The 26,669-nt window shown below is 66.3% G+C and carries 20 protein-coding genes and 2 tRNA genes; 12 read left to right on the forward strand and 10 right to left on the reverse strand.

Annotated features, from left to right (window positions below; translation table 11 throughout):
* Positions 1-20 precede the first annotated feature (20 nt).
* On the reverse strand, positions 21-1,358 hold the full coding sequence (locus H6717_06925) for a tryptophanase (GenBank protein ID MCB9576743.1): 1,338 nt from the start codon (positions 1,356-1,358) through the stop codon (positions 21-23).
* Between H6717_06925 and H6717_06930 the strand changes: the two genes are divergently transcribed.
* Together H6717_06930 and H6717_06935 are read left to right on the forward strand one after the other, a co-directional pair.
* Positions 1,357-2,661, forward strand: a complete 1,305-nt coding sequence (locus tag H6717_06930; GenBank protein ID MCB9576744.1) for a TIGR04053 family radical SAM/SPASM domain-containing protein — start codon at positions 1,357-1,359, stop codon at positions 2,659-2,661. The genes H6717_06925 and H6717_06930 overlap by 2 nt on opposite strands.
* A gap of 125 nt (positions 2,662-2,786) precedes the next feature.
* Entirely contained in the window at positions 2,787-4,898 is a 2,112-nt protein-coding gene (locus H6717_06935; GenBank protein ID MCB9576745.1) for a GHKL domain-containing protein, read from the forward strand.
* Here the strand turns inward: H6717_06935 and H6717_06940 are convergent, their stop codons facing one another.
* The 3 genes from H6717_06940 to H6717_06950 form a co-directional block, all read right to left on the reverse strand.
* Complete coding sequence (locus H6717_06940; protein MCB9576746.1) at positions 4,899-5,612, reverse strand: Crp/Fnr family transcriptional regulator; 714 nt, start codon at positions 5,610-5,612, stop codon at positions 4,899-4,901.
* Positions 5,613-5,833: 221 nt separating this feature from the next.
* Positions 5,834-5,907, reverse strand: a tRNA-Pro gene (locus tag H6717_06945).
* Positions 5,908-6,013: 106 nt separating this feature from the next.
* Positions 6,014-6,790 (reverse strand): class I SAM-dependent methyltransferase, encoded by a 777-nt coding sequence (locus H6717_06950; GenBank protein ID MCB9576747.1) that lies wholly within the window; start codon positions 6,788-6,790, stop codon positions 6,014-6,016.
* A gap of 1,476 nt (positions 6,791-8,266) precedes the next feature.
* Between H6717_06950 and H6717_06955 the strand changes: the two genes are divergently transcribed.
* Entirely contained in the window at positions 8,267-9,694 is a 1,428-nt protein-coding gene (locus tag H6717_06955) for an IS66 family transposase (protein MCB9576748.1), read from the forward strand.
* Positions 9,695-9,703: 9 nt separating this feature from the next.
* Here H6717_06955 and H6717_06960 read toward each other — a convergent pair whose 3' ends face one another.
* The gene (locus H6717_06960; GenBank protein MCB9576749.1) at positions 9,704-10,099 is read right to left on the reverse strand and encodes a hypothetical protein; all 396 of its coding nucleotides are present in this window, start codon (positions 10,097-10,099) and stop codon (positions 9,704-9,706) included.
* 141 nt (positions 10,100-10,240) lie between these two features.
* Between H6717_06960 and H6717_06965 the strand changes: the two genes are divergently transcribed.
* The 4 genes from H6717_06965 to H6717_06980 all read left to right on the forward strand — a co-directional run bounded on the left by H6717_06965 (position 10,241) and on the right by H6717_06980 (position 16,016).
* Positions 10,241-13,588, forward strand: a complete 3,348-nt coding sequence (locus tag H6717_06965) for an FG-GAP repeat protein (GenBank protein MCB9576750.1) — start codon at positions 10,241-10,243, stop codon at positions 13,586-13,588.
* Between the two features lie 329 nt (positions 13,589-13,917).
* The gene (locus H6717_06970; protein MCB9576751.1) at positions 13,918-14,337 is read left to right on the forward strand and encodes a hypothetical protein; all 420 of its coding nucleotides are present in this window, start codon (positions 13,918-13,920) and stop codon (positions 14,335-14,337) included.
* A 269-nt stretch (positions 14,338-14,606) separates the two neighbouring features.
* Positions 14,607-14,840, forward strand: a complete 234-nt coding sequence (locus H6717_06975) for a hypothetical protein (GenBank protein MCB9576752.1) — start codon at positions 14,607-14,609, stop codon at positions 14,838-14,840.
* 81 nt (positions 14,841-14,921) lie between these two features.
* On the forward strand, positions 14,922-16,016 hold the full coding sequence (locus tag H6717_06980; protein ID MCB9576753.1) for a tyrosine-type recombinase/integrase: 1,095 nt from the start codon (positions 14,922-14,924) through the stop codon (positions 16,014-16,016).
* Positions 16,017-16,065: 49 nt separating this feature from the next.
* Here the strand turns inward: H6717_06980 and H6717_06985 are convergent.
* From H6717_06985 to H6717_06995, 3 genes are all read right to left on the reverse strand, one after another.
* Positions 16,066-16,139: transfer RNA gene (locus H6717_06985), tRNA-Pro, on the reverse strand.
* A 78-nt stretch (positions 16,140-16,217) separates the two neighbouring features.
* On the reverse strand, positions 16,218-17,201 hold the full coding sequence (locus tag H6717_06990) for an electron transfer flavoprotein subunit alpha/FixB family protein (protein MCB9576754.1): 984 nt from the start codon (positions 17,199-17,201) through the stop codon (positions 16,218-16,220).
* A 15-nt stretch (positions 17,202-17,216) separates the two neighbouring features.
* Positions 17,217-18,047 (reverse strand): electron transfer flavoprotein subunit beta/FixA family protein, encoded by an 831-nt coding sequence (locus H6717_06995; GenBank protein ID MCB9576755.1) that lies wholly within the window; start codon positions 18,045-18,047, stop codon positions 17,217-17,219.
* A 250-nt stretch (positions 18,048-18,297) separates the two neighbouring features.
* Here H6717_06995 and nadB point away from each other — a divergent pair, with 250 nt between their 5' ends.
* The 5 genes from nadB (at position 18,298) to H6717_07020 (ending at position 22,944) form a co-directional block, all read left to right on the forward strand.
* Positions 18,298-19,908, forward strand: a complete 1,611-nt coding sequence (gene nadB / locus H6717_07000) for an L-aspartate oxidase (protein MCB9576756.1) — start codon at positions 18,298-18,300, stop codon at positions 19,906-19,908.
* A complete protein-coding gene (locus H6717_07005) occupies positions 19,908-20,726 on the forward strand; it encodes a CPBP family intramembrane metalloprotease (GenBank protein MCB9576757.1) in 819 nt (272 codons plus the stop codon). Before nadB ends, H6717_07005 begins: the two co-directional genes overlap by 1 nt.
* Positions 20,723-21,805, forward strand: a complete 1,083-nt coding sequence (locus tag H6717_07010) for a patatin-like phospholipase family protein (GenBank protein MCB9576758.1) — start codon at positions 20,723-20,725, stop codon at positions 21,803-21,805. Before H6717_07005 ends, H6717_07010 begins: the two co-directional genes overlap by 4 nt.
* A gap of 98 nt (positions 21,806-21,903) precedes the next feature.
* Complete coding sequence (locus H6717_07015; protein ID MCB9576759.1) at positions 21,904-22,389, forward strand: hypothetical protein; 486 nt, start codon at positions 21,904-21,906, stop codon at positions 22,387-22,389.
* A 93-nt stretch (positions 22,390-22,482) separates the two neighbouring features.
* Positions 22,483-22,944, forward strand: coding sequence for a hypothetical protein (locus H6717_07020; protein ID MCB9576760.1), 462 nt, complete (start codon positions 22,483-22,485; stop codon positions 22,942-22,944).
* Positions 22,945-22,947: 3 nt separating this feature from the next.
* Here the strand turns inward: H6717_07020 and H6717_07025 are convergent, their stop codons facing one another.
* On the reverse strand, positions 22,948-24,270 hold the full coding sequence (locus H6717_07025; protein MCB9576761.1) for a DUF1501 domain-containing protein: 1,323 nt from the start codon (positions 24,268-24,270) through the stop codon (positions 22,948-22,950).
* Positions 24,271-24,281: 11 nt separating this feature from the next.
* Positions 24,282-26,576 (reverse strand): DUF1588 domain-containing protein, encoded by a 2,295-nt coding sequence (locus H6717_07030; protein ID MCB9576762.1) that lies wholly within the window; start codon positions 26,574-26,576, stop codon positions 24,282-24,284.
* Positions 26,577-26,669 lie beyond the last annotated feature (93 nt).

A 26,669-nucleotide genomic window follows, 5' to 3' on the forward strand; every position in this document is an offset into this window, starting at 1 on the left:
CAAAAACGTTCGAGAGCGCTTCAGACCGGGGCGAGGCGCGCGCTGAAGTGGCGCAGCATGGGCGGCTCCTGCACGATGCGATAGCCGCGGATGTCGGCGAGGCGCGCGGCGACGCGCTCGGCGGTCTCGATCACCCAATCCACGTGCGAGGCGGTGTACACCCGTCGGGGCAGCGCGAGGCGCACCAGCTCCATGCGCGCGGCGTCGGCGAACATCAGGGTCCCGATCTCGACGCTGCGAACGCCGCCTTCTCGAAACAGCTCCACGGCGAGCGCCTGGCCCGGAAGCTCCGCGGGCGGAATGTGCGGCAGCGCTCGCGCCGCATCCACGAACACCGCATGGCCCCCCGGCGGCTCCACGATGGGCAAGCCGGCGGCGCGGAATCCCCGCGCGAGGTAGGCGATGGTGGCTTCGCGGTACTTCAGGTAGTCGGGGTCGAGGGCCTCCATCAGCCCGACGGCCATGGCCTCGAGATCACGGCCCGCGAGGCCGCCATAGGTGGGGAAACCTTCCGTGAGGATCTCGAGCTCTTCGAACAGCTGCGCCCAGTCGTCACGGTTCGTGGCCAGGATCCCGCCGATGTTGACGATGCCGTCCTTCTTGGCGCTGATGGTGCAGCCATCCGCGAGGCGGAACATCTCCTTGGCGATTTCCTCAGGCGAGCGGCCGTGCTGGCCTTCCTCCCGGCGCTTCACCAACCAGGCGTTCTCGGCGAAGCGCGCCGCGTCCAAGAACAGCGGCACGTTGTAGCGATCGCACAGCGCCCGCACCGCACGGGTGTTGGCGAGGGACACCGGTTGCCCGCCCGCGGCGTTGTTGGTCAACGTCATCATCACCAGCGGGATGCGCTGGTTGCCGCGGAGCGCGCGCTCGAGGGCGGTCAGATCCATGTTGCCGCCAAAGCCCGGCTCACTGACCACCGGGATGTCGAGCGCCACGCCGCCGCGGTGCTCGAGATTGGCGCGGGTGGTGTCGAAATGTGTGTTGTTCGGGATCACGTCGCCGTCGCGCACGATCGCCTCGAACAGGATGCGCTCGGCCGCGCGCCCCTGGTGCGTGGGAAACACGTGCGAGTACCCGGTGAGCTCCTTCACGATGTGCTCGAAGCGTTCGTAGGAGCGGCTTCCGGCGTAAGACTCGTCTCCGGACAAAAGGCTCGCCCACTGCTTGTCGCTCATGGCGCCGGTGCCCGAATCCGTCAGTAGATCGATGGTGACCTTGGTGGCGGGCAGCTTGAACAGGTTGTAGCCGGCCTTCTCGAGCAGGGCGCTTCGCTCGCCCTCGGTGGTGATGGGAATGGGCTCCACCGCCTTGATGCGAAAGGGCTCGATGATGGTGCGGAACGGTTCGTCGCTCATGACGCCTGGGGTTCTAGCCCGAGTCGACGGGGCTGACACTGACGGCCGCCAGCGCGGGGGAGCGCGAAAGAAATGCGTTCCACAATGGCTCAATCGGCAGAAAAGGCGCAGCGCAGCGCTCCCCCTGGGCACACACGCGGATTTCGCGTCGGCTCCGAAGCAACGGCACGAAGGTTGCTCTCGTGCTCCCCTCGTGACGTCCACGCGCTATGACGAGCGCCCGTTCATCGCCATCTGGGAAACGACGCAGGCGTGCGATCTGGTGTGCAAACACTGCCGGGCCTGTGCCCAACCGGAGCGTAGTCGAGACGAGCTCTCCACCCAGGAGGCGTTTCGGTTGCTCGACCGCTTCGCGGAGGTGCGGGTGCCACTCGTGGTGCTGACCGGCGGCGACCCGGCAAAGCGCCCGGATCTTCTGGAGCTCGTGCACTACGGGACTCGTCGAGGGCTGGCGATGGGGCTGACGCCATCGACCACGCCGCTGGTGACGCCAGAGCTCGTGGAGCGGCTGGCACAGGCCGGCCTGAAGCGCTTGGCGGTGAGCATCGACGGGCCGGAGCCGATGGTCCACGACGGGTTTCGCGGCGTGTCGGGGAGCTTCGAGCACTCCCTTCGGATCCTGGCGGCGGCGCGCGCAGCGGGCATTCCGACCCAGGTGAACACCAGCGTCCACGCGGGCAGCATCGATCGCCTGAGCGAGATGGCGGCTGTGGTCCGCAGGGCCGGCAGCGTGCTTTGGAGCGTGTTCTTCCTGGTGCCCACGGGGCGCGCCGAGGCCCACATGCTTCCCTCGGCTGATGCGGTGGAAGCAGCGCTTTCGGAGCTGGCGGACATCGCCCAGCGGGAGCCTTTTGCGGTGAAGACCACGGCGGCCCAGCACTATCGACGCGTGCTGCTGCAGCGCAAGAAGGCAACCGGCAGCCAGGCGCAGCACGGCGTCTACGGCCAGCAGGCGGTGCGCATCAACGACGGGCGCGGCTTCTTGTTCGTGTCTCACCGCGGGGAGATCTTCCCGAGTGGGTTTTTGCCCATACCGTGCGGCAACGTTCGCGGGGACGACGTCATCGCGGTGTACCGGGAGCACCCGGTGTTCCGGGCCTTGCGAGATCCCGGAGAGCTTGGGGGGAAGTGCGGTGCCTGCGAGTACAAGAGCGTGTGTGGAGGCTCGCGGGCCCGTGCCTTCGGGTTGACCGGGGACTACCTCGCCTCCGACCCGCTGTGCGCCTACCAGCCCCCCGGCTGGGTCGACGATCAGGAAGGAGCGCCACGACGGTTGCGCCACTTGGCGATGGCCCCGGCGTAACCAGAGGCGCGGCGAGAGCCGCCGTGGAGAGGGAAGCACCGAGTGTGGGAGTGAGCCGCGCGCGCAAGCCGCGGACTACAGTGCGGAACGCCGTCAGGTCGCTCCGAGGGCGGTTCTTCGTCTTGTTGGCGGCGCTGGGATTGCTCGCCGTCGCGCCTTGGCTCACGGCGCGAGAGGCCAGCGCGATGCTCGACGGCACGGCGCTGGAGCTGGATCTCGCGGGCTCCTTGCGCTTTCGCCTGCTGGAGCTGGAGCGGCGCGCCGAGGGAGCGCCGAGCGACGACGTTCGCACCTTCGAGCAGCAGCTGCGAGAGCAACGCGCGCTCCTCGTGCTGCTCCGGAAGGGCGACCCCACCCGCCACGTCGCCCGCTGCCCGACGTCGGAGCTGTGCCGTCGCCTGGACGAGCACCTGGCTCGCTGGGACGGCGAGCTCGGCCCCGGGCTTCGCGAGGCCGCGCGCGCCGAGAGCGTCCCCCGAGCACTGCTGACCAGCATCGGCACGGAGGTGACGCGTTTGGACGGCACCGTGCATCTGCTCGCGGCGGCCATCCAGAGCCAGGCCGAGGCGGCGCGGCAGCTCGGCATGTGGGCGACCCTGGCAGCGTTGGGGTTGGTCGGCCTCGTGGGTTTCGGGGTGTGGGACGTGTTCGGGCGCATCCGCAGAGTGCGCGATGCCGCTTCCGAAGGCGCCGAGGCCGTGCTGGTGGCGGAGGCCGGGGAAGGCACGGAGATCGGGCACCTGTCGCGTGCGTTGGCGATTGCCGCTCGCGAGGCACGGGAGCACCGGCGTCGGGATCGTCGCCGCCTTTCGGAGCTGTCGGCACAGCAGCTCGCCGTGCGGCGAACCGTGGCGGCCCTCGGGGATTGGATGGGACACCGCCACGACCTCGACGCCGTGCTGGAGCAGATCGCAGGGGTCGCGGGCTATGGGCGCGCCGAGCTCGCGTCGCCGGGCGCTGTGCCGGAGGTGGGTGAGGGTGACGTGAGCCTGGAGCTGCACCACGCTGGTGGCGACCTCGGCACCTTGGTGCTTCGTGAGCGCCAATATCCCAAACCCCCGAACGAAGAGCAGGACGTGCTGCTCGACACCCTGGGTCAGGTGTTGACCATCGCATTGGTCGCCGCCCGCACGCTGGAGCTCGGGGAGGTGCGCGGTGAGCTGTCGGCGGCGCTGGCCAGCGCCTCCTCGGTGCACGGCGCTGCGCCGTGGCTCGGCTCTGCCATCCGCCGGATGGTCGACTACGAAGAGGCCGTCGTGGAGCTCTTGGACGCCCGCGGGCGGGTAGAGGAGCGCATCGACGTCAGCGCTCCGGCCAGCGCGCGGACGGCTCCGCCGCGCTTGGAGGAAGGGCTGGAGGTGCTGGACCTACCCGACGGTGGCGAGGAGCTCGACCTGAGCCTCGGGGTGGACGGCGCCGCCGTGGGTCGGCTTCGCCTGCTGCGCCGAGCGTCGCGCTTCAGTGAGTCGGATCGGGCCCGTGCCCGCGAGGTGGCCGCTACCGTCGCCTCCGCCGTCGCGCGCATGGAGCTCACGGCACGGCTGCGCGCGACCCAGCAATGGCAGACGTTGGGCGCCTTTGGGCGGCTCTTGGCCCACGAGATCCGAAACCCCCTCAACTCGCTGTCGTTGCAGCTGCAGCTCGTGGAACGCAGCATGGCGCGCGCCGACGACGAAACCCGCCGGGGCTTCGAGAAGCGCATCGAGTCTGCGCGGCAGGAAATGCGCCGCCTCGACGCGCTGGTCAGCGACTACCTCGAGCTGCATCAGGTGTCGGGTCGCTTGACCTTCGCCCACGTCGACGTCGACGCCGTGGTCACCAGCGTGCTGCGTCAAGAGCGTGAGCTCCTCGAGCAGAGCCGGACGCGCGTGGAGACGGATCTGGCCCCGGTGTGCATCGAGGCGGACGGGGAGAAGCTCAGCGGCCTGCTGGTGCATCTGCTCCACAACGCCGTAGAGGCGATGCAAGGCTCGGCCGAGCGGCGCATCGACATCCGGCTCACCGCCGACGACGAACGCGTGGTGCTCACCGTGGCGGACACTGGTCCCGGCCTCGAGCAGCCCCGAGAGATATTCCTGCCGGGCTACAGCAAGAAGCCCGGGGGCACCGGCATGGGCCTGGCGATCTGCCGCCAGATCGCCGAGGGGCACGGGGGACGTCTGACCGCCACCAACGGCCCCCAGGGCGGCGCGGAGCTCCGGCTGGAGCTCCCCATCCGCCGTAGCGCAGAGACCTGATCAGGCCGCGGTCTCTCCGGAGTCACCCACGCCAGCGACGTCGCGCAGCACGTCGAGCTTGTGGATGGTGAAGCCGTCGGAGTTGGTCTCCAGCACGCCTTCGCGATCCCAGCGGCTCATCACCCGGATCGCGGTCTCGAAGGAGGTGCTCACCAGATCCGCGAGCTCTCGCCGTGAGAGCGTCACCAGGATCTTCGAGGTGTCGTCGTCGAAGTCGTCGCCGAACTGCTCGTACAGCTTGATGAGCAGCGTTGCCAGCCGCGCCTCCACCGAGCCGGCGCTCAGCACGTCGATCTTGTTGTGCAGGGCGGACAGCTTGCTCCACATCCCGGCAGCGACGGAGGTGGCCAAGTTCGGCGCCTGGCGCATCGCCTCCATCATCATGGCTCGGGGGATCTGGACGATGGTGGCCGACTCGGTCGCCACCACGGCGTCCGCCGGATAGGGCGAGTCCTTGAGCAGGGCCAGATCCCCGACGCTCTCGGGCGGGCCGAAGATGCCGCAGATCGCCGATCGCCCCTTGGGCGCCGGACGCACGACCTTCACCAGGCCGGAGCGCAGGATCGTGAAGCTCTTGGCGGGGTCCCCGGCCTGCCACAGGAGCTCGCCGCGATTGAGCGTCCGGGTGGTGGCGCTGCTGGCCATGCGGGTGAGGATCTCGGGCTCGAGGCCGGCGAGGGACGGAGTCTTTTCGAGGATCTGGAGCGTTCCCATGGGCGACCCGTCAAGCAAGGAGCGTTCCCATGCTGACGGGCGTCAATCCGCGAGGTGATCTGAGTCAAAGCCCCTTCGGATTCGCGCAGCCATTGCGTTTTGCCAACACCCTGCCGCACATCTGGCGTTTCGATGGGGTTTTCACGGCGCGAACCCCGTCGCGGCCGCGCTCGTCGCGGTGCGTCCCTCCGCGCCGCTCCCCCCTGCTTCACTTCTCTTTGTCGGGGCGGGCAGATTCGAACTGCCGACCTCACGGACCCGAACCGTGCGCGCTACCAAACTGCGCTACGCCCCGAATGGCGTGTCTCCCGGCCAGGGGCCGGATGGGCGCGGGACGATGAACGGTTGGCGCGGATCTGTCAAGGCGGACGTGGTGGCGGCGGGGGATTTGGCCCGCGACCTCAGCTGGGGACGCCGTAGAAGTAGTAGCCGCGTCCCCAGGGCTTGTAGGCGTAGCGGCCATAGCTCCAGCGGTAGGCGGAGCCGGCGACCATGCGGCGGAGGTCGGATTCTTCGTAGATGCGGAGCGTGCTGACCACGCCGTCCCACACGCTGGCAGCGAGGAGCAGCGGAGAGAGCCAGGTGACGGCGACCTTGCCGAAGCTCGGCTCGGGGGTGAGCAAAGGGTTCGCGAGCACGGCCGGGATGCCCACCGGTGCGAAGCTCGCGAACCGAACCGGATTCCGATCGAAGGCCTCCGAGATGAACAACGGGGCGCGCTGAGCGATGGCGTCGTCGACGATCCGCTGGGCGAGCTCCGGGGGAAAGTGGTGGAAGGCGTTGATGATGGCGCGAGCGCGACCGCGGGTGAGCTCTGGGGGAATGCGCGTGGCGTCCACCGACTCCGGAACGTAGTCGATGTTGCCGGGGGCAGCGCGCTTCACGCGTTCCCAGGCGCTCGCTTGCGGATGGAGATCCGCGAGCAAGAAGTGCGGCGGCGAGAGGCCCGCGCGGGAGAACTCCTGGGTGAGGATCGCGGCGGGACCGCCGGCGCCGCAGCAGAGATCCAGCACCCGGTCCGTTTCGGCCTCGCGCAGGAACGCTTGGAAGGGCGCGACGAGGCCCGAGAGCATGGAGCCCCAGGACAAGGTGCGGCTCAGGGTTTCGACGATGGACTCGCGGATCGACGGCGGAACCCAGGTGAGATCGTTGAGCTCGAAGAGCTGGCGACGGCGCATGCGGTGGCTCGAGGGTAGCGCGAATGTGGGCGGGCGCGACGCGCCTGCGTGGCGCGTGGTTCCGCGGCGGACCGACATCCAGACGGGGAGGCTGCGGCTTTGTGTCACGATGGCCTTTGTGCGACGTCGGCGTTCGCTGTGCAGCGCCGCGATTCGGTGGGTCGTTGTTGTGCCAGGAGAGTGGGGGCAAAGTCTCGGCCTCTCCTCGTGCGGGCGCCAGTTCAGAGCGGCCAGCGCGAGAGTTTGTCCTGCCGCTACGGCCAGCAAAACGCCGACGAGGTCGAGGTCCTCTTCACCTCATGGCCGAGCGCTACGAGCGGCGCTCGCTTCTCATCTCCAGCAACCTCGTCTTCGGCGAGTGGGGCAAGATGCCCTGGCTCAAACGGACCATGGCGTGGTCGCCGCCGACGTCCATCCACCTGGCGACCACCTGCATGGTTGACGTTCATCATCAGGCTCCCGCGTCAGCGCAAGGGCACCGAGTTCGCGCCGCTCGGCACCGTCATCACGGTAGGTCGAGTGACTGTCGGCAGAGGTGCGCTCATGTCGGTGTGGGACGCTGCGCGCGTGGACAACCAAACAGACGCCGCGTAGCATGCATCTATGGTGGGGTGGGCTTCGCACGACGATCCGCGTCGCACATTGCCGGATCGTACTTCGGACTTGCCGTTGCGGCGGTTGATGATGCCAGTCAGATCAGGGCCGCGCTTGTTCGCGCACGCCACCGAGCGGCTGGCTAGACCGAAGCCGTGTTGGGGGAGCGCGAGCGAGCGGCCGAAAACGCAGCGCTTGTCGAAGATTCTGGTTTGCGCGGTGGTGGTGCTTGGACTCGTAGGTTGCCATGCGTGTTCGCCGGCACGTCCGACAGAGTCGCCAGCGAGTGCCAAGGTGCTGGAAGTATCACTGGCTGAACTGACCAGTAGACCACAAGCGTACGTGAACAAGTCCGTGCGCGTCAGGGGCTGGCCACACCCTGGCCTTGACGAATGCACGGGGATCCGATGCCCAAGCACCGGGCCACTCGTCTTCGCGTCGCGCGAAGTGCTGGCGCCCGAGGATCTGGAATCCCCACCGTCCCAGTTCGTCGAGCTTACCAACGACCATGCCGGCTTCGGCTGCTCAAAGGCGCTGCCGAAACGGTGCTTTCCCATGCGGATCGGTCACCACTACGAGGCCGTCGGGGTTTTTGGCTCGGATGAGAAACTCCACGTCGAGTCGTTCCGGCTGTTGACAGATGAGAAGGGCGTTGCGCCATAGAAGAAGGAACCTGGATCATGTTCACTCGATCGATAGGAATCTGCCTGGCAGGCGCGGGGGTGCTCATTGGTAACCGTTCACGGGGGTGGTCTCGTCGAATCGGAGCACGCGTAAGTGATCGATATCGCTCCATTCCCGAGTTCTCGCTTTCCATGAGCCCCAGCTTCAGGCATTGCGTTTCCCGTGGAGCGGGACTGGCGCGACGATCGGATCGAGGAGCTGGAAAACCAGCTTCGCGACAGAGATGCCGATGTCCGAGTCAGGGACGAGCGCATCGCTCAGCTTGAGCAACAGGTCGCGCTGCTGAAGAAGCAGGTTGCAGAGTTGCTCGCGAAACTCGGGCAGAATTCGAGCAACTCGCACAAGCCACCGTCCACCGATACACCCGATGAGCGGCGAAAGCGCCGCAACAAGGACAAGGCGAAGCGCAAAGAGCGCAAGCGCGGTGCCCAGAAGGGCCACGCTGGTGCGCACCGCGAGCTGGTGCCTGCGGACAAGGTCAACAAGTTCGTCGACCTGTTTCCGTCGGAATGCGAGAATTGCTGGAGCGCGCTACCGGAAGTCCCCGACCGGTCGGCGAAGCGCTATCAGCAGACCGAAATCCCGCCAATCGAGCCGTACACAACGGAGTGGCGCCGGCACGAGGTGACCTGCCCGTGTTGTGGCTACCGGACGCGCGCCGCGTTCGACGGGGACGTGATCCCGACGTCGGCGTTCGGTCCCCGGGTGATGGCGATGATGGCGCTACTGACGGGCTTCTACCACTTGAGCCGGCGCAAGGCGGCGGACTTGCTCTCGGACATTGTCGGCGTCCGGGTCTCGCTCGGGGCGTTGAGCGCTGTCGAGGAGCGTGTGAGCGACGCGGTCCAGCCGGCTGTGGACGAGGCGTGGCAGCTGGTCGAGCACGCCGACATCAAGCACACCGACGGTACGAGCTGGTCGCAGGCCGGGGCCACCATGGCGCTATGGGTGATCGCCTCGGCAACGGTCACGGTGTTCAAGATCGTGGCCAACAGCGCCAAGGTGACGCTCCAGCCGCTGTATGGCGCGCTACACGGGATCCTGGTCAGCGACCGCGCGAAGGCGCTCGGGTTCTGGGCGATGGAGCGGCGGCAGATTTGCTGGGCACATCTACTCCGCAAATTCGTGTCGTTCTCCGAGCGCGACGGACCTACAGGCAAGTTCGGCAAGGAGCTGCTGGACTACACGGGGCTCGTCTTCGACTACTGGCGTGAATTCAAGGCGGGCAAGCTCGACCGCGACAAGTTCATGGTGCGCATGCTTCCCGTCCGCAAGCAGATGGAGGCACTGATCGAGCGCGCGGCGGGCTCGAAAGTCGCGGGCTTGTCGGGCTCGTGCGCCGACATCTTGGCGCACAAGGCCGCGCTCTGGACCTTCGTCGAGACCGAGGGCGTCGAGCCCACGAATAACCATGGCGAGCGCGAGATCCGTGCCTTCGTTCTGTGGCGGAAGCGATCGTTCGGGACCCAGAGCGAGCGCGGCAACGTCTTCGCCGAAAACCTGATGACCGTCGCCCACACCGCCCGCAAACAGAACAGGAACGTGCTCGAGTTCCTCACCGCGTGCTGTGAGGCGCAGCGCGACAAGAAGGCCGTACCGTCCCTGTTCCGCGCTGCGACCGCGTGAGCAACGCGCTCAAGAATCCCTTATCGGGAAGTAGCGTGTGAGGTGGCGGCTGCCGACAGTCCTCACGCGGCCAGCGCGACGGAGTAGCGTCACCGACCGGTGAAGCTCCCGCGCCGATGCGCCCACATCCGCCGCTAGCACGGTCATCGGCTCCCCCGGTTTCTCACACAATGCTTGGTAGAAACGCTCGCCAAGCGCGGCTATTTCATCCGAAGGCCGCTTCACGCCCGACGACGACCGGACCCGGCGTGCCGGCTTCTCCGCACCGCGCGTGCTCGCGCTCGTCGTTGTCGTAAACGCCCGCGCGACCGCCTCCTGCGCGCTGGCGCGGATCGCCGCAAGCTGCTCCGCAATCATCTGCTCTATACGCTGGCCCAAATCCTGGGCGCTCGGGGTGTTGCTCATGCCGACGCAATCGCACGCCCCGCGTCAGACCCTCAACCCCACCCGTGAACGGTTACGCTCATTGCATCAGTCTCGTGCTCTTCTGAAGAGCAACCAACGCATCGTAGTGCGCAGGCAATCTACGGTGGCACGACGTTCGACATGGCCCAAATCGGTGCCGTCGAAATCGGGTGGTTCTATACTCCGCCCGGTTCCAGCAACATGCAGCTTTGCAGCGTTGGAAGTGGCGTGATGCTGACCAACGAATGGTTGCTGTCAGCGGCTCACGTTCTAAAGGATCCGTGTGACACCATAGTTCCTGAGAAACTGGTCGTTTCGATGAAGGGCTCGCCGTTCGATCAGAGCCAGATCTATGGTCAGTCGGAACTTGCTCAGCTGAAGGTATACGCACATCCGAGGTACGTTCCCGACTCGACCGGACAGGCAAACTATGGGACGGACGCTGCGCTCATGAAGCTCAAGGCCCCGCTGCTGATTCAGGGCGCAGCCACCGGTCACAAGCGCTGGATGACGCCGAAACCCGCAGCGGATTTCGTCCTCGCAGGCAAGAAGTCGTTCTACGGCTATAGCTTCAGCAGCCCGCCTGCCACATGGCCACCACCCGACTCCGTCTTCGGCAACCCAACTACGGCCGATTTCACCGTGGTGCCATACCCTGGGCTCAGTGCCGATCCTGCCAAGGAACAACAACTGCTGAAGCGTGCTCCATCGCCGAACGAATTCGCGGTCCTTCGCGGGGGTGGTTTCTTCCCCTCGAGCAACACTACGGACATCATCCCCGTTGCCGGCGACTCCGGCGGGCCGCTCATCGACGTGTCCGACCCGATCCTCTGGACTGGAGACATTGTTGGGATTCTGGAGACGGGCGACAGCACTGACATGTTTCCCAACGGCGCGCCGCAGCCGGAGTACGCATACTTCTCGGCCGCATCCGGTTTCCGGGACTTCGCACGCAGTGTGCTTGGCGTTACCGCACCGCCGCTTGTCGTGGATGCCACCGGTGATGGCTTGGACGACACATTCACCATGACCGAGGTGCCTGGTGGCATTCAGCTGACTGCGACGTTCGGTGGTGGCGGGAGCGTTTCCGTCGGTCCGATTCCACTCCCTTCGCTTGGCCTCGCGGGGTTCTTCCCTGGCGATTTCAACGGCGACTCGAAAGCGGACCTGATTGGACATGTTGCGGGCGTGCCGTACTACTTCGCAGGTGCTTCGCAGGCCGACTTCGACTTCATTTCGAATGTCGTGACGAGCTGGAATGTCCTGTCGTCAGCGAGTAACCCGCTCAGCTACTTCGAGGTCGGCGATTTCAACAGGGACGGCATTGATGACGCCGAGGTGGTCCGCGCCGACGGTACACGGGTCACATACTTGGGTGCGCCTCAGGGCGCGGCGTCGCCAGGACTCTCGCAGCCGGCGCACCTAGTGCCGCGTGGGTTTCATTTCTACGGGCCTGCGGAAGAGCAATCGCTCGCCATGGGTGCGCCTGGCAGTGCTGCGGCAGAGTTGGTCCCAGGCGGCAACTTCGATCCTGTCGTTGGGCACGCCTATTTGTTGACGGAGAACCTGGCTCAAGACGGGATGGACGTGCAGATCGCGGACCTTTCCGCGCTGAAGAAACTGAAGTCTGGCCCGGGTTCCGAACTCGGCGACGAGTTCGGCGCCGCACTGGCTTGGGGCAACTTCGATGGGAATACGGATGGGTACGACACCCTGGTGCTGGGTGCGCCGGGCACAACGCGCACGGACGCAACGCCCAACGGAGCCGTTCCTCGCGCCCATGCGGGTATTGTCGCGCAGCTGCGGTCCGATTCCACCAACCCTCCGTCAAACGCTGCGATCGCGTACATCGATCGATTCGCTTTGGAGAAGACGGTTGCCGCGGAAGATCGCTTCGGTCGATCCTTGGCTGCCGGCGACTTCAATGGCGATGGCATCGACGACTTGGCCATCGGGCAATCCGGCAAGGTTCATGTGCTCGCGGGGGTGGCGGGCCAACTGGTCACCAACTTGAACCCGCACGTTGCGCTGACCGCCCAAGATTTCGGCTTCGCAGGCGCTTTCGGATTTGGCAGCGTGCTATCGACGGGCGACTTCAACTGCGACGGGTATGAGGATCTCGCGATCGGTGTGCCCAATGCACCGGCGGACGGTTTTGGAAGCGCCGGGCAGGTAGTTGTTGTGTATGGAGGCAGTGCTGCAACCGGTATCGTCGTGCCTCAGGCTAGCGAAGTGAGTCGCGCCCAGCTGATTGACGAGTCCGTTGCTGGGGGGAGCCCTGCTGTCGCCCACTTGCTGGGTGACCGGCTCGCCGCGGGTAACTTCAACGGGGACAGCTCGCATGGGCGGCCCTGTATTGATCTTGCGATGAGCGCGTCGGACGGGGGCGGCGCAGTCCACGTTCTCTTCGGTGGCCCCGGTGGTCTCAGCGGAACAGGCGCGCAGGAGCTACGCCAGGGCGCCAGCATCCTGGGGGGCAAGATTGCCGATCAAGAAGAGCAGTACGACGACTTCGGAGGATCACTTGCGGTGACGGCCGCGGACACGGATGAGTTCGATGATCTGGTAATCGGAGCCTGGAACGAAGACGTCGGCAAGGGGGTAGCGCACGTCTTGCGTGGCAGCGCCCTGGGAGTAACCGCAACAGGTCAAGCGCTCTGGCTACAGGGTCAGAATGGCATTCCGGACATTGGCGAGACGGCAGGCCCCCCGGGCCCAGTTCCCTTGGGGGACCATTTCGGTTGGACGGTAGGCGGGACCGCGAACGGAATCGTGGCAATTGCTGCGCCTTGGGAGAACGACGAGACCAAGAGCGTCGACAGGTCTGGTTGGGCCACGCTCATTCGCGTCAATGATTCGGCCACCCTTCAGCAGCCAAGCAGTGCCGTGGCCGTGACCGAGGCACTCCTCACGGTGAACGGGAGCGTCAAAGTGCCGCTTCGTAAGGACGCTTTCTTCGGGAGCGCCATCACGCGCGCGCGACCGGCTTTTGTCCCAGTCGCTCAGCTTCCGTCCCGATTCGATGCGACCATGGTGTTCTCCGGTGGTGGCTACGTCGGCAACGCGTGCGCGACTGACAATGCTCCGCCGGTATTCGTAGCGACAACCGTTTCTCCTGGTTGTCTCTGGCCGGCCAACAAGAAGCTCATGCCATACAGGTTGGGCGAGAACATCTCCGCGTTTGTGCTGGACGACTGCGATCCACAACCGGACGTGCGAATCCTCTCCGTACAGAGCAACGAAGCGACCCAGGGCAACAAGCCGCAAGCACAGTACATACTAGGAGAGTCTGGCGCGTGCTTGCGCGCGGATCGCAATGGTGGTGGTCCTGGGCGGGAGTACACCGTCACCCTCCAGGCCCGGGATGACGCCGGCAACGCCGCGACAACGACGATTGTGGTTGTCGTGCCTCACAGTCAAGTTGGCGGCTCCTGTCCGAACTCCGGCAACCAGTTTGTGAAGGACGGCGATCCGGCGTGTGACTTCTAGCGTTTCGAGCCGGAAATGCGGCGACGGTTATCGCGGCTCTCGAGTCGCCGACCGCCTACTTGTGGCGGCCACTCTGAACACCGCGACGCCCTGGCTGGATTGGAAGGTCCGCCGGTGCCGTGGCGACGAGCGCTACCCTGTCTTGCTCAAGCGTAGCCACCCCGGTCCAAACGTCCAAACGCTGTCCGCAACCGGTCGCAGACCGCCCTAAGAGCGGTCCAAGAGCGGTCCAAGAGCGGTCCAAAAGCGGTCCGGAAGCGCTTCAAATCCGGTGCAAATGGGCCTTGCGCCCTTTCCATCGCGGCCGCGCATGCGCATCCTAGCGGGACATGGCCCGCTCACCCCAGAAACCCCCGGAAGATCCCCCCGAGAAGCCCGATCTCGCCGCTGCCATCGACGAGGCGCGCGACGTCGCGCGCCTCGTCGTCGCACTCGCCGAGGGGATGGCAATTCTAGATGAAGGGAACAACGAGCGCGTGCGGGCAGTGTCGTCGCACTACTGGCGTGCCGTGACCCATGGCTGGAGCGCCGAGCGTCACGCGCGGGTCTATCTGCTGGAGGTCGTGCGCAGCCCCCCGGCGGTTGCGGGCTGGCCGATCGAGCGCTTGCCGGCGCCGGTGCGCGCGGGAACGAAGCACTGCGGACGGCCTTCGCGCTGGACTGCCCCGAATCCGAGCATTGCGATGACGGGGGACGTCGGGCCTGGTTCGCGTTCTGGCTGTTCTATCCGGAGCACGCCCGGCGGTTGAGCGCTGCCGATGTCGAGCGGGTGGGCCGTCTCCTTCGCGGCGAGGAGCCGAACAAGTGGATCGAGCTGTCCGAGCTCTTCGACGGCATCCGTTTGGGGGGCTTGAAGCCCGATTCCCTTGCGTCCGAGGACCGGAAGTGGAGGGCGGTCAGGGGCGAGAAATAGACTCTCGTCGGGGCGCGATCCGAGAAGGACGGTCTCGCCCGAATCGCGTTGCGCCAGGGGCTCGCTGTGCGTCAGTGAATGGGTACCCGCTTTCTGGAGGATCCCGTGACGCACGCCGCTCCCGAACCCATCCCCCGCATCGCACACACCACCGCCGAGGTTGCCGCCATGCTCGGCCTCAGCCCCGACGCGTTGCGGCGCCGATGTGAGCGCGCCGCCGTTCCCGGCGAAGGCGCCGAGCTGGTCGCCCACCTCGACCTCGGGATCATGGCCCGCAAGCGTGGGGGACGCTGGGTGTTCCTGGTTCCGCCGGAGCTTCTTGCCCACTGGCGCAAGTGAGAGCCGTGCTACCTTTCATGTTGTCGCGCGTGATCGGCCGCTCGTGAGGTACTCATGAGTGTTCGATCGCCAATTCGGCGTGTGAAACGTGGGGACACCACCCGCCTGGTCATTGATTTCTTCTTTCTGGACGAACACGGCAAGCGGAAGCGCTTTCGCCGCGACGCCCGGGTACAAACGGCAACGGCGGCACGGGCGGAGGCGCAGCGGTTGATGGAGCTCGCGGCGCGGACGGGATCGCCCTTCGGGTCCAGCAAGGTCGCGCCGACCTTCGCGAGCTTCGTGGAGACCACCTATCGACCGCTGTTCATGCCCGAGCTCCGGCCGGGGACGCGCAAGCGCTACGAAGGGATCTTGCGACAGGGCGTGCTGGCGGAATTCGGCAGCAGCAGCCTGGACGAGATCACTTTCACGCTAGTCCTTCGCTACGTGGCGAAGCTCCGGGAGAGGCCGCGGGTGCGGCCGCTTCGGGGCAAGACGACGGGCATCGACCCGCGAGGGCACGTAAACCTCATCAGGAGCGTGCTGCGTGCAGCCGTCGCGGCCGGGGAGCTGTCGGAAATGCCGAAGCTTCCCAGCTTCAAGCAGCCCCGGAAGCTGCCGGAGGCTCCGGATGGCCGGCACGTCGCGGCGCTGCTCGACCAGGCGCCGGGCTGGCTCCGCGTGGCGGTGGCCCTTCAGTCGATGGGTGGCCTCAGGCAGGGCGAGGTGAGGGCGCTGGAAGTCGGTGACATCGATTTCGAGCAACGGATCCTCCACGTGCGCCGCAGCTACAGCGAGGACGAGCTGGTGCCGCCCAAGGGCGGCTCGGAGCGGATTGTGCCGCTGTTGCCCGAGCTGCTGGAGGTGCTGCGGGACTTCTCGCAGGGCAAGCAGCCGCGGGAGGCGTTGGTGGTCGACGAGCAGGGCGTGGTGCCGAGTCGGCAGAACTTCCTGCATCGGCTGAAGGCTTTCCAGAAGAAGGCCGGACTCCGGAGCTGGGGCTCCCATTCGCTGCGGCACTACTTCTGCAGCGCGCTGGCGCGCGGTGGCGCCAACATCGAGGCGGTCCGCACCCTGGCGGGCCACTCGAGCGTGCGCGTCACCGGGCGCTACCTGCACGCCACCGGCCAGGACCTGCACGACGCCATCGGTCGGCTCTCGACCCAAACTGGCAACGGAATGGAAACGAGCTGAGCGTCGCCGAAACTTGTTTCGTGTTCTTCGACGCTTAGCTTCTGATTTGTCGGGGCGGGCAGATTCGAACTGCCGACCTCACGGACCCGAACCGTGCGCGCTACCAAACTGCGCTACGCCCCGAGGGTCGCGTTCTGCTGGAACGCGGTGGATGGACGAACGGCGGAGCGCCCGAGTCGGGAGCGCCCCGCCGCGTGGTCCTCAGCCCTTGGCTGCCTTGTGCTTCTTGAGCTCTTCCGTCAGCGCGGGGACGGCCTGGAACAGGTCCGCCACCAAGCCGTAGTCGGAGATCTGGAAGATGGGCGCCTCGGGATCCTTGTTGATCGCGACGATGGTCTTGGAGCCCTTCATGCCGGCGATGTGCTGAATGGCACCGCTGATGCCGATGGCGATGTACAGCTGCGGGGCGACGATCTTGCCCGTCTGACCCACCTGGAAATCTCCGGGGGCGTAGCCCGCGTCGCAAGCGGCGCGGCTGGCACCGATGGCGGCGCCGAGTACGTCTGCGAGGGGCTCGATGATCTCGAAGAACTTCTCCTTGATGGCACGACCACCGGACACCACGTTCGCGGCTTCGGTGAGCTCCGGGCGCTCGCTCTTCACGGTCTCGAGACCCACGAACTCGATGCGCGCCGCGGCCTCTTCTGCTGCGACCTTGGCCACGTCCTCCACGGGGGAAGACCCGCCGCTCGCCGCCGCCGGATCGAACTCGCTCTGGCGGCAGCTGGCGACCTGGACCGCCGTCGACAGCTGGCAGTAGCCGATGGCGTTGCCGGCGAACATGGGTCGCTTGAAGGTGAGCTTGCCGCCTTCCGCCACCACGCCGGAGCAGTCACCCGCGTAGGAGGCGTCGAGGCGAGCGGCCACCCGTGGCATCAAGTCCTTACCGAAGCTGGAAGCCGTGGCCACGATCAGCCCGAAGCCCTTGCCCACTTCGGCGACCGTGGGCGCGTAGTGCTCCGCCACGTAGTCCTTGAGCGAAGCGTCCTCGCACACCAACACCTTGGTGGCGCCGAAGGCCGCGAGCTCGCCCGCGGCGGCTTTGGCCTGAGCGCCGAGCACGAGGATGGAGAAGGAGCCGCCCAGGATGGCGCCGGCTTCCTTCGCGAACGTGATGGCCGAGTGCGTGGTCTTGCGGACCTTGCCGTCCTCGGTGAGCTCTGCAACGACGAGTACGTCTGCCATGTCTCTTGCTCCTCCTCAGATGACCTTCGCCTCGGAGGCGAGCTTCTCGACGAGCTCCTGCACGTCTTTGACCTTCACGCCGGCCTTGCGAGCGGGCGGCGCTTCGAACTTCACGTAGGTGGTGGTGGAGGCGGCGCCGCCAGCCAAGTCGGCGAGGTTCTTCACCGCGAGGGGCTTCTTCTTGGCCTGCATGATGGCCGGCAGCGGAGCGAAGCGAACCTCTTCGTAGGGGTACTTGAAGCTCGCGTCCGTCAGCGTGGAGTGCACGCTGTCCGGCGCCACGATGCGCAGATCCACCGTGACGATGGCCGGGTACTTCACCCGGACCTTGGCCACGCCGCCGTCGACCTCGCGGTCGACGAGAAGGCCGTCCGCCTCCTGCTTGATGGTGGCGGCGAAGGTGGCCATCGGCCAACCGAGGAGCTCGGCCAGGGCCTGCCCCACCATGTTGTTCTCGCCATCGACGACCTGCTTGCCCATCACGACCAGGTCGGGCTTCTCTTCTTCGACGAGCTTCTTCAGCGCGAGAGCCACGAGGCGGCCGTCGAGGGCCTCGTCCGTGGTCTCCACGCGGATGGCGCGGTCTGCGCCCGTCGCCAAGGCAGAGCGCAGGTTGGTTTCGGTCTCTTTGGGACCGAGGGTGATGACCACGACCTCGCCTTCGCGCTTCTTCGGGGTCTTACCGTTTTCGGTCAGACGCAGCGCCGTCTCGAGGGCGTACAGATCGAAGGGATTGATCTGCCATTCGAGACCGCTGGTATCGATCTTGTCGCCCGAGGGCGGGATCTTGACCTTGTTGTGGTTGGCGGGGTCTGCCACCCGCTTGAGGGGGACCAAGATCTTCACGACGTGACCTCCTTGAGGGGGCTTTCCGCACGGCAGGCCCGAGGCGAAGCCGTGCTGGGAAGGGAGTGGGCACCACCGGCCTGGCGGCCGAAGCGCGAGACTGGTGGCCGCCGTGGGGGTTAATGCCTGAGAAGCGCTGCGTCAATCGCGCACGCTGACCACAGTCACCCGTGCTCCGCCGAGGAGCGGACGCTCGGACGGAAGATGGGGTGAACCCGGGGATCGTTGGGGGGCATACTCGGGCCCCATCATGGCCCTCTCCACCGATTGTCTGGTCCTCGGCAGCGGCATCGCCGGGCTTTCCTTCGCCCTCAAGGCGGCCGAGCACGGTGAGGTCACCGTGGTCACCAAACGTGCTCGAGACGACTCGTCCACTGCCTGGGCCCAGGGCGGCATCGCGGCGGTGCTGTCTCCGGACGACAGCTTCGAGCAGCACGTGCGCGACACCCTCACGGCGGGGGCCGGGATGTGTCACGACGTCGTGGTCGAGCTGTGCGTGAAGGAAGGGCCGGATGCGGTTCGCTGGTTGATCGAGACCGGGGTCGAATTCTCTCGCGCCGAAGACGGCGAGCTCGATCTGGGACGTGAGGGAGGGCACACCGCGCGTCGCGTCGCCCATGCCGGAGACATCACCGGCCGTGAGATCGAGCGAGCGCTTTTGGCGGCGGCGGGCAAGCACCCGCGCATCCGCATGCTCGAGTGGCACATGGGCGTGGACTTGATCACGCTCTCCAGGTTTGGCGGTCCGGATCAATGCGTGGGCGCCTACGTGCTCGACGAGAAGCGCGGAATCGTCGAGACGATCTTGGCGAAGAACACGGTGCTGGCCACCGGCGGCGCGGGCAAGGTCTACCTCTACACGACCAATCCCGACGTCGCGACGGGGGACGGCGTGGCGATGGCGTATCGCGCCGGCGCCGAGATCGCGAACATGGAATTCTACCAATTCCATCCCACCTGCCTGTACCACCCGCAGGCCAAGAGCTTCCTGATCAGCGAGGCGCTCCGCGGCGAGGGGGCCATCTTGCGGCTGCCCGAAAGCGGTGAGGCCTTCATGAAGAAGCACCACGCCATGGCGGATCTCGCGCCCCGCGACGTGGTGGCTCGCGCCATCGACTTCGAGATGAAGCGCACCGGCTCGGACTACGTGGTGCTCGACATCACGCACAAGCCGGCGGACTTCGTGCGTGAGCGGTTTCCGAACATCCACGCCGAGGTCCTCCGCCTGGGTATGGACATGACCCGGGAGGCGATCCCCGTGGTGCCGGCGGCGCACTACATGTGTGGCGGAGTCACGTCCGATCTGCACGGGCGCACCAGCCTGCCGGGACTGTGGGTGGTCGGAGAGTCGTCGTGTACCGGGCTCCACGGCGCCAATCGTCTGGCCAGCAACTCCTTGCTCGAGGGCCTGGTGTTCGGCCGCCGTGCGGCGGCCAAGATGGCGAAGAAGCTGGACGAGCAGCGGGGGCAGCCGACGCCGGACGTGCCGGATTGGCAGATTGGCTCCGCCGTGGCCAGTGACGAGGCCGTGGTCGTAACCCACAACTGGGACGAGCTCCGGCGCTTGATGTGGAACTACGTTGGGATCGTTCGCAGCGACGCGCGCTTGCGCCGAGCGGGGCGCCGCGTTGCCCTGCTGGAAGAGGAGATCCGGGAGTACTACTGGAAGCACCTGGTGACCCGCGATCTGCTCGAGCTGAGGAACATCGCGACGGTGGCGGAGCTCATCATCGCTTCGGCTGCCAGTCGCAAGGAGAGCCGGGGCTTGCACTCCACGCTCGACTACCCCGACACCGCAGCGGAGTGCGCCGAGGACACCGTCATGAAGCGGGGCGTCGCGCCCCACCTCCGCGGTCGGTGATGACGGAGCGACCGCTCGCTTATCCCCTGGTCCTGGTCTGGACGCTGTTCGCCACGGTGCTGCTCTCCGCCACCATGGCGGTGTTGGTCAAGGTGCGGCCGGCCGCACAGCTGGACATGGTGAGCGTGGGGGCGGCGGAGGCGTTCTCCTTCCTGCTCCTCACCTTCGGCATCTTGCGGGTTCACGCTCCCGAGCGCACGGCCATGGATGCTCTGGGCTTGCGCTCGACCCATCCGGGCCTCTCCGCCCTGGGTTTCGCTCTCGGCATGGTGTTGCAGGTGCCGGCGGAATCCCTGCACCAGCTGGTCCTGCGGCACTTTCCCATGTCGGAGCTCGAGCTCGCCAACCGCGCGGCGCTGCTGAGCGCGAGCTCGACGTCGAAGATCGTGGCTTTGGTGGTGGTGGTCACCTGCGTCGCGCCGCTGGTGGAGGAGCTGTTCTTCCGCGGAGCGATGTTCGGCGCCCTGCGCCGGAGCCAGTCCGTGGGCGGCGCTGCCGCGGCCACCGCCGTCGCCTTCATGCTCGGGCACCTGGACGTTCGCAGCTGGCCGGGTCTTCTGGTCGTCGGCGCGGTGCTCGCACACCTACGCGCGGTCAGTGGCTCCCTGTTGCCGTGTCTCGCCCTGCACGTGGGCTTCAACGCGGTGAGCATAGCGGCGCTGCTCACGGGAGTGGTATCCGTGGGGTCGCCAATGCCGATCGGCGCGGCGCTCGCCGTCGGGGGGTGGCTCGTCACCGCCGGTATGGTGTGGGGCGTGCAGGTCGTGGCGAGCGGCAGCGAGGAAGCCGAACGAGCACGTGCGGAGGATGCGACATGAAAGACGGCGGCAAGATCGCGCTGTGCCTGCCCGGCGGCGGCGCAACCGGAGCGATGTATCAGATCGGCGCCCTGGCGGCCCTCGAGGACGGCGTCGAGGGCTTGGAGGAGAACGGTTTCCACGTGTACGTGGGCACGTCCAGCGGGGCGAGCGTCGCTTCACTGCTCGCGGCCGGACGCCCCTCGCAGCGGATCTACCGAGCGTTCCTCGACCCTGCCGACGTGTACTTCCCGCTGGAGCGGAAGCACCTCCTGCGCATGGATCTGGGAGAGTGGCGCCGCACGGGCATCACCATCTGGCACACGCTGCGTCATGGCAGCGCGAGCCTCTTGTCGCGTGGACCCGCGCCATCGCCGGCCAAATTGTGGGAGGAGCTCGACCGCCTGTACGACACCTTGCCCGCGGGCTTCTTCACGCTGGATGCCTACGAGCGCTTCTTGGAGGACTTCTTCGTCCGGCGGGGCATTCCCAACAGCTTTCATCTCATGCCGCGGGCGCTGCGCGTGATGGCGCACGACCTGGACTCGGGAGAGCAGGTGCTGTTCGGCAGCGATGGCTTCGATCACGTGCCGGTCACGCGCGCCTGCATCGCGACGATGGCGATGCCGCCGTTCTTCTCGCCGGTGCGCATAGGCGATCGCCACTACATCGATGCCGGCGCGGCGCAGGTTTCTCACCTGGACGTCGCCATCGCCGAAGGTGCCGAGGTGGTGTTCGTGGTCAACCCCATGGTGCCGGTGCTCGCGGAGACGGTGCCCACCGGTCACGGCAAGAAGAACAGCGTGCGCGACAAGGGCCTGATGTGGGTGATGAACCAGGCGCTGCGCATCAGCATGCACAAGCTGATGATGGAGTCCGTGGCGCGCATTCGAGCCGAGGGCAAGGTGGAGGTCGTGGTGATCGAGCCGGAGCCCACGGACGCGATGCTGTTCATGTACAACCCGGCGAGCTTCGCTGCGCGTCGCATGATCCTCGAGCACGCCTATCGCACGACGCGGGCGCGTATCGACGAGTGGTTCGGCGACAAGAGCCCGGCCTTCGAGCGCGCCGGATGGAGCCCGCGCCGCGCCTCGGTTTGATTGTGTCGGTCCGCCGCGGAAACGCCGTGCCCGCGCCGGACCAACAACCAAATGCAACGGGGCGTTGACGAATGCTCAGGAGCTGATAGCTGAGCGACATGTCACTCCGCTTGCTCCGCGTTCCGCTGTTGGCAGCGGCGCTCTTGCTCACGGCCTGCAAGGAGCCGTATCGAGTGGGGGAGCACGTGTGGGTGGAGTGGGACGGCAAGAACTATCCCGCGTACATCATCGAGGCGCGCGGGCGAGGCCGCTTCCGGGTGCACTTCGATGGCTACGAGTCGCGCTGGGATGACGACGTCACGATCGATCGCATCAAGGGCAGGGTGACGGGACCCGTGACGGCGCCGCCGCCACCGGAAAAGGTAGCGCGGGCAGCCGGGATCAGCCCCAAGGCCGAGACCTCGGCGGCGCCCGTGAGTCCCTACAAGGCCGGCGACAAGGTGAAGGTGCGCTGGCGCGGCTCGGTGTACTCGGCGACGGTGACGGCGGTGGTGGCGCCGGACAAGTTCCTGATCCACTACGACGGGCACGAAGCCGCGTGGGACGAGATCATCACGTTGGACCGCGTGGTGACCAAGCGCTGAAAATTGGGCCCGGCCTCGGCGCCTCTGATAGCGACGAAAGCAGGCGGCCGACTCTTCGTCAGCGGCAGCCGCAGGCGTCTGAAGGAGGCGAGCATGGTCGGTCGCGCACGGCTCGGTGTGGGTAGAGGTGTGAGTGTTGGGATCGTCCTTGCGGCGGTGCTGTTCGCACTGGCGGCGGACGCCAAGAGCTCACCGGTGGCCCTAGGCGAGGTGAAAAACCGCGCCGCCGAGGGAGACGTGCGGGTCGATCGGACCTTCCGCAGCGCCGTGGAAGCGGAGCTGCGCTCGTTGGATCTTTCGAACGTGCACCCGAGCGAACGCTACGTGCTGAGCGCTACCCTGACCAAGATGGACGTGAAGTCGCGAAAGCGACAAGCGGAGTCCACGGCGGTCGTGAGCGCAACGCTGCGGAGTGCGCGGGGCGGCGCGCTCCGCGCCATCATCGAAGGCCGCGCCAAAGCCGTGGAAGACGGCGAGAGCGCTTCCGTGAAGGAATCGGCGGTGCGGGGGGCGGTGCGGAGCGCGTTCCGACGGGTGCCGGAAGCGCTCCGTTGAGGGTCAGCCGAAGAGGGGTAGGTCCTCGCCGGGGAGCGGGAACTTCGCCTCTACGTCGCTGCCCGTGATGCCGGACACGTTGCGGAGCGCGCGGTGAATGTGCTCCGGGCGGATGCGAACGCCGTCACTGCTGTTGTCCAGCGTGGCTAGGCTGCCCGGGTCGACGTTCAGCGGCTTCTGATCGGCATCCGTGGTGGCGCCGATCACGCGGTTGCCCGAGATGCTCGGACCCATCGCCAAGAAGCTGGTGATCGACCAGTGGTCCTTGCCAGAGCCGCCATTGGTGCCGTTGTAGTGGGGCGTGCGGCCGAAGTCGGAGGCCACGACCACGTAGGTGTTGCCGGCGAGGCCCTGGGCCGCCAGCTCGTCCATGATGAAGTTGATGCCACCCAGGAGCTTCTGCTGCTGACGCCGCTGGTTGGTGTCGTGGTTGCCGTGGGTGTCGAAGCCGCCAATGCTCACGTTGGCTGCCACGGCGAGGCCCGATTTGAAGCCCGCGATGGCGAGCTGAGCCTGCTGGCACAAGCGCTCGAGATCCCCAAGCTGATTGGGCAGGTCCACGGGATTGTCCGGTAGCTTCAGGTTTTGCAGCTCGTTCTCGCTGAGGCGCGCCAGGTACAGCGCGTTCATCGAGTCCTTGAGGCGCGGTAGGTGTTGCGCTCCGCGTAGGGCCTCGTTGCGTTTCGCCTGGTACATGGCGATGCGCTCGTAGGTTTCCTTGGTGTGGTAGGTGTCCCCGGTCAGATCGTTGGGATCCACGTTGTTGGGGTACGCCACCTTGCGCAGGGTGCTCACGCTGCTGACGCGCGTGAGGGGCACCACGTTCTGCGTGGCGTCGTAGCCGCCGCTCGAGATGAAGGCCATCGGCTTGTCCGGGGCCTTGGCCCCGGCGATGAGCGCGCCCAGCGCGGGGTAGCCTTCCGCGATGCGCCCACACCACATGGTGCGGTTACCGGCGTCGTGGTTGTTGGTCGATGTATCGATGCCGTTGACCACGCACAGCTGGGAGCCGAACTTGTTCAGGAACGACTCGTTGTCCATCAAGTACTGTTCGTTCCCGGCGTCGATGCCGATGGCCCCGACGTCCATCGGAATGCCAGCGCACTTGATGTTCCCGACCTGCTTGATCTCCGTGTAGATGCGGTTGGAGTCGGGGTTCAGAGTCGGGTCGAACATGAACCGGGGATCCCAGCCGCCCCCCGCGTTGACCATGATCCAGTAGGGACCCGCGAAGGGCTCTGCTGCACCTACGTCACGGGTGACGACCGGGGCGGAAACGGCGAGCCCGGTGAGGGCCGCGGCTTTCAAAAAGCTTCGACGATCCATTGGGGCTCTCCTCACTCGTACAGGAATTTGTAGTCACTCAAGAGATAGGTCACGACCGCCATCCAAGCGCGGACCGTGTAGTCGGGATCCTTCTCCAGCTTGTCGCCGTCGGCCAGATCCTGATCGGTGTAGGGGTTCTTGCGAGCGCGGCAGGCGTAGACCAGGTTTTCGCTGACCTCTGTCGAGGCGATCTTGGCCTGACCTTCCTTCCACGTCTCTTCGAACAGCTGATAGGTTCGCGAGACCTCCGGGTCGCCGAGGTCGAGCGCCTCACCCAGGATCTGTGCGTGCAGGTACTGGATGTTCTTCTTGATCGCATCCGGATTGCTGTCCGGCGTGTCCTCCACGTTCACGTAGGGGAACAGGTAGCGATCCGAGGGCTTGTCGATCGAGAGGTCCCAAGCCGTGGTCTGACACGCCACCTCGTCGGCCATGCGCCAAGCGACGTTGGCCATGATGCCGTTCGGCACCGTGAGCCGCTGGGTGACGTCGTCCGAATCCATACCGCCGTACAGGATGCGGTAATCGCTCGAGAGGTAGTCCGTCTTGTAGTAGCCGCTGCCCTTGCCCCAAGGCAGGCCCGTGACGGCGGTGATCTTGCGGCCCAGCACCTCCGGGATGCTGAGTCGGCCGGTGCCGACGGCGGACAGCTCCAGGGCGCGCTCCGGCGAGACCTCTCCCGTCGCGTTCTTGGCCCGGAAATAGGGCGAGAGGATCACTCCCTTGAACACCGTCTTGAGATTGAAGTTGCTGGCCACGAAGGCATCGCCAATCTTGCGGAACAGCGCGTCTTGGGCTTCCCACGCCGCTAGATCATGCTCGAAGCCGGGGGCGTCGCTGTCGGGCGGGTAGGCCAGGGGTTCCTGACCGGTCAGCTCGGTGAAGGCCGTGTAGACGACAGACAGCGTGAAGCGCGGGTCCTGGACGATGCGCTGGGCGAGCCAGCCCAGGGCGTTGTCGTAGTCGTTCGTCTGCATCACCTCCTTGCCGAAGCCGGGAGGGAACATCTCCGGGTGCCAGGAGTTGTTGGGCTCGTATTTCTCCTGGTCGTTGTCGTCGAACTTCTGGAACGCGCCGGCGATGGGATCGATCATGCGGTGGCACACGTTGCAGGAGTTGTCCTCCCGCGTGGGGTTTGCGTAGTTCGTGGCCTGCGTGGGATCGATGGGGCGCTCGGCGATCTTGAGGATGTCCGTCGCCAAGAAGAACTTGAACACCATGCGCGCCCGGTGGCGGTTCACGTTCGTGGGCGTAGTGGGGAAGCGATTCAACCACACCGGAGAGGTGAGCAACCCGGAGGTCGGCAGCGGCATCTCCGCGGGCTCACCCTTGCTGGTGTCGCCCATGGCGATGATCTGGCCTTCCTTCCACTCGTTTTCGTTGGTGGGGTCGTCGAACTGCAGCTTGGCGTTGAAGATCTTCGCCGAGTACGGGTTCATCACCGTGTAGGGGGCGGTGAGGATCTCGGTGAAGGGCCGGTCGTTCTTCACGATGTAGGCGACCAGCTGCAGCGGCTCGCGGGCCACCGCCAGGTTGATCTTCTTCTTCTCGTCGTCCGACAGGTTGTCGTAGGAGTCGCCGGAGTTCGGGTATTGCGTGTCGTTCAAGATGTCGACCGCGTAGCCGTTGTAGCCGAGGTAGCGGTCGGTCAAGAACTGGTCGTTGTACATCTCCTTGACGCGATCGAAGAACGCATCTTCGGTCATCATCTTGTCGAGGAGCGGCTCGAGGCCCGCATCACCCTGATCGAGCAGCGCCTGGACCTCCGCCGGTGTCGGCAGCCGCCCTACCAGCTGGAGGCTGGCCTTGCGCAATGTCTCGAGAGGGTCGAGGAAGGTGACGTCGCCGAAGTCCGCTACCGAGGCGGCGCCGGTGCAGTTGTCTGCGGCGGCGAGCTTCTCCACGAAGCCTTGCAGCGCCTTGTACTCGGCGCTGCCCTCCTCGATGACCTTGCCGCCGCCGTGGTCCATCTCGCCCAGGGGCTTGCGCAAGAGCTCGCTCTTGCCCTCGAACTCCGTTTTGGCGATCAGGCGCGCGCTGTCCAGGTTGGCGTCCATGAAGCCGGGGTAGGAGGGCGGCAGCAGGAGGAGCTTGGCGTTTTCTTCCGTGGCCACGCCATCGGGCGAGTGGCATTTGATGCACACCTTCGCCATCACCGGCGCCCACACCTTCTTCGCGAAGTAATCGCGCTCCGTGAGGCACTGACCATTCGTGCCAGTGCCGCTGCCACCCCCGTCTCCTGAGTCGCTGGAACAGCCGAATCCAGCCATCGCCGCGACGCTCGCAGCCCCGATCAGGGCCTTCACTGCGAACGTCCATCGCGGCTCGGGTGCGCGCGTCCTCGCTCGTGTCATCGCTCGCTCCTGGGTCGCCCGCGGGCACAAGCGCCCGCTGCGTAA

It is taken from the genome of Polyangiaceae bacterium, assembly GCA_020633235.1.
In the GTDB taxonomy this organism is placed as follows: domain Bacteria; phylum Myxococcota_A; class Polyangia; order Polyangiales; family Polyangiaceae; genus JACKEA01.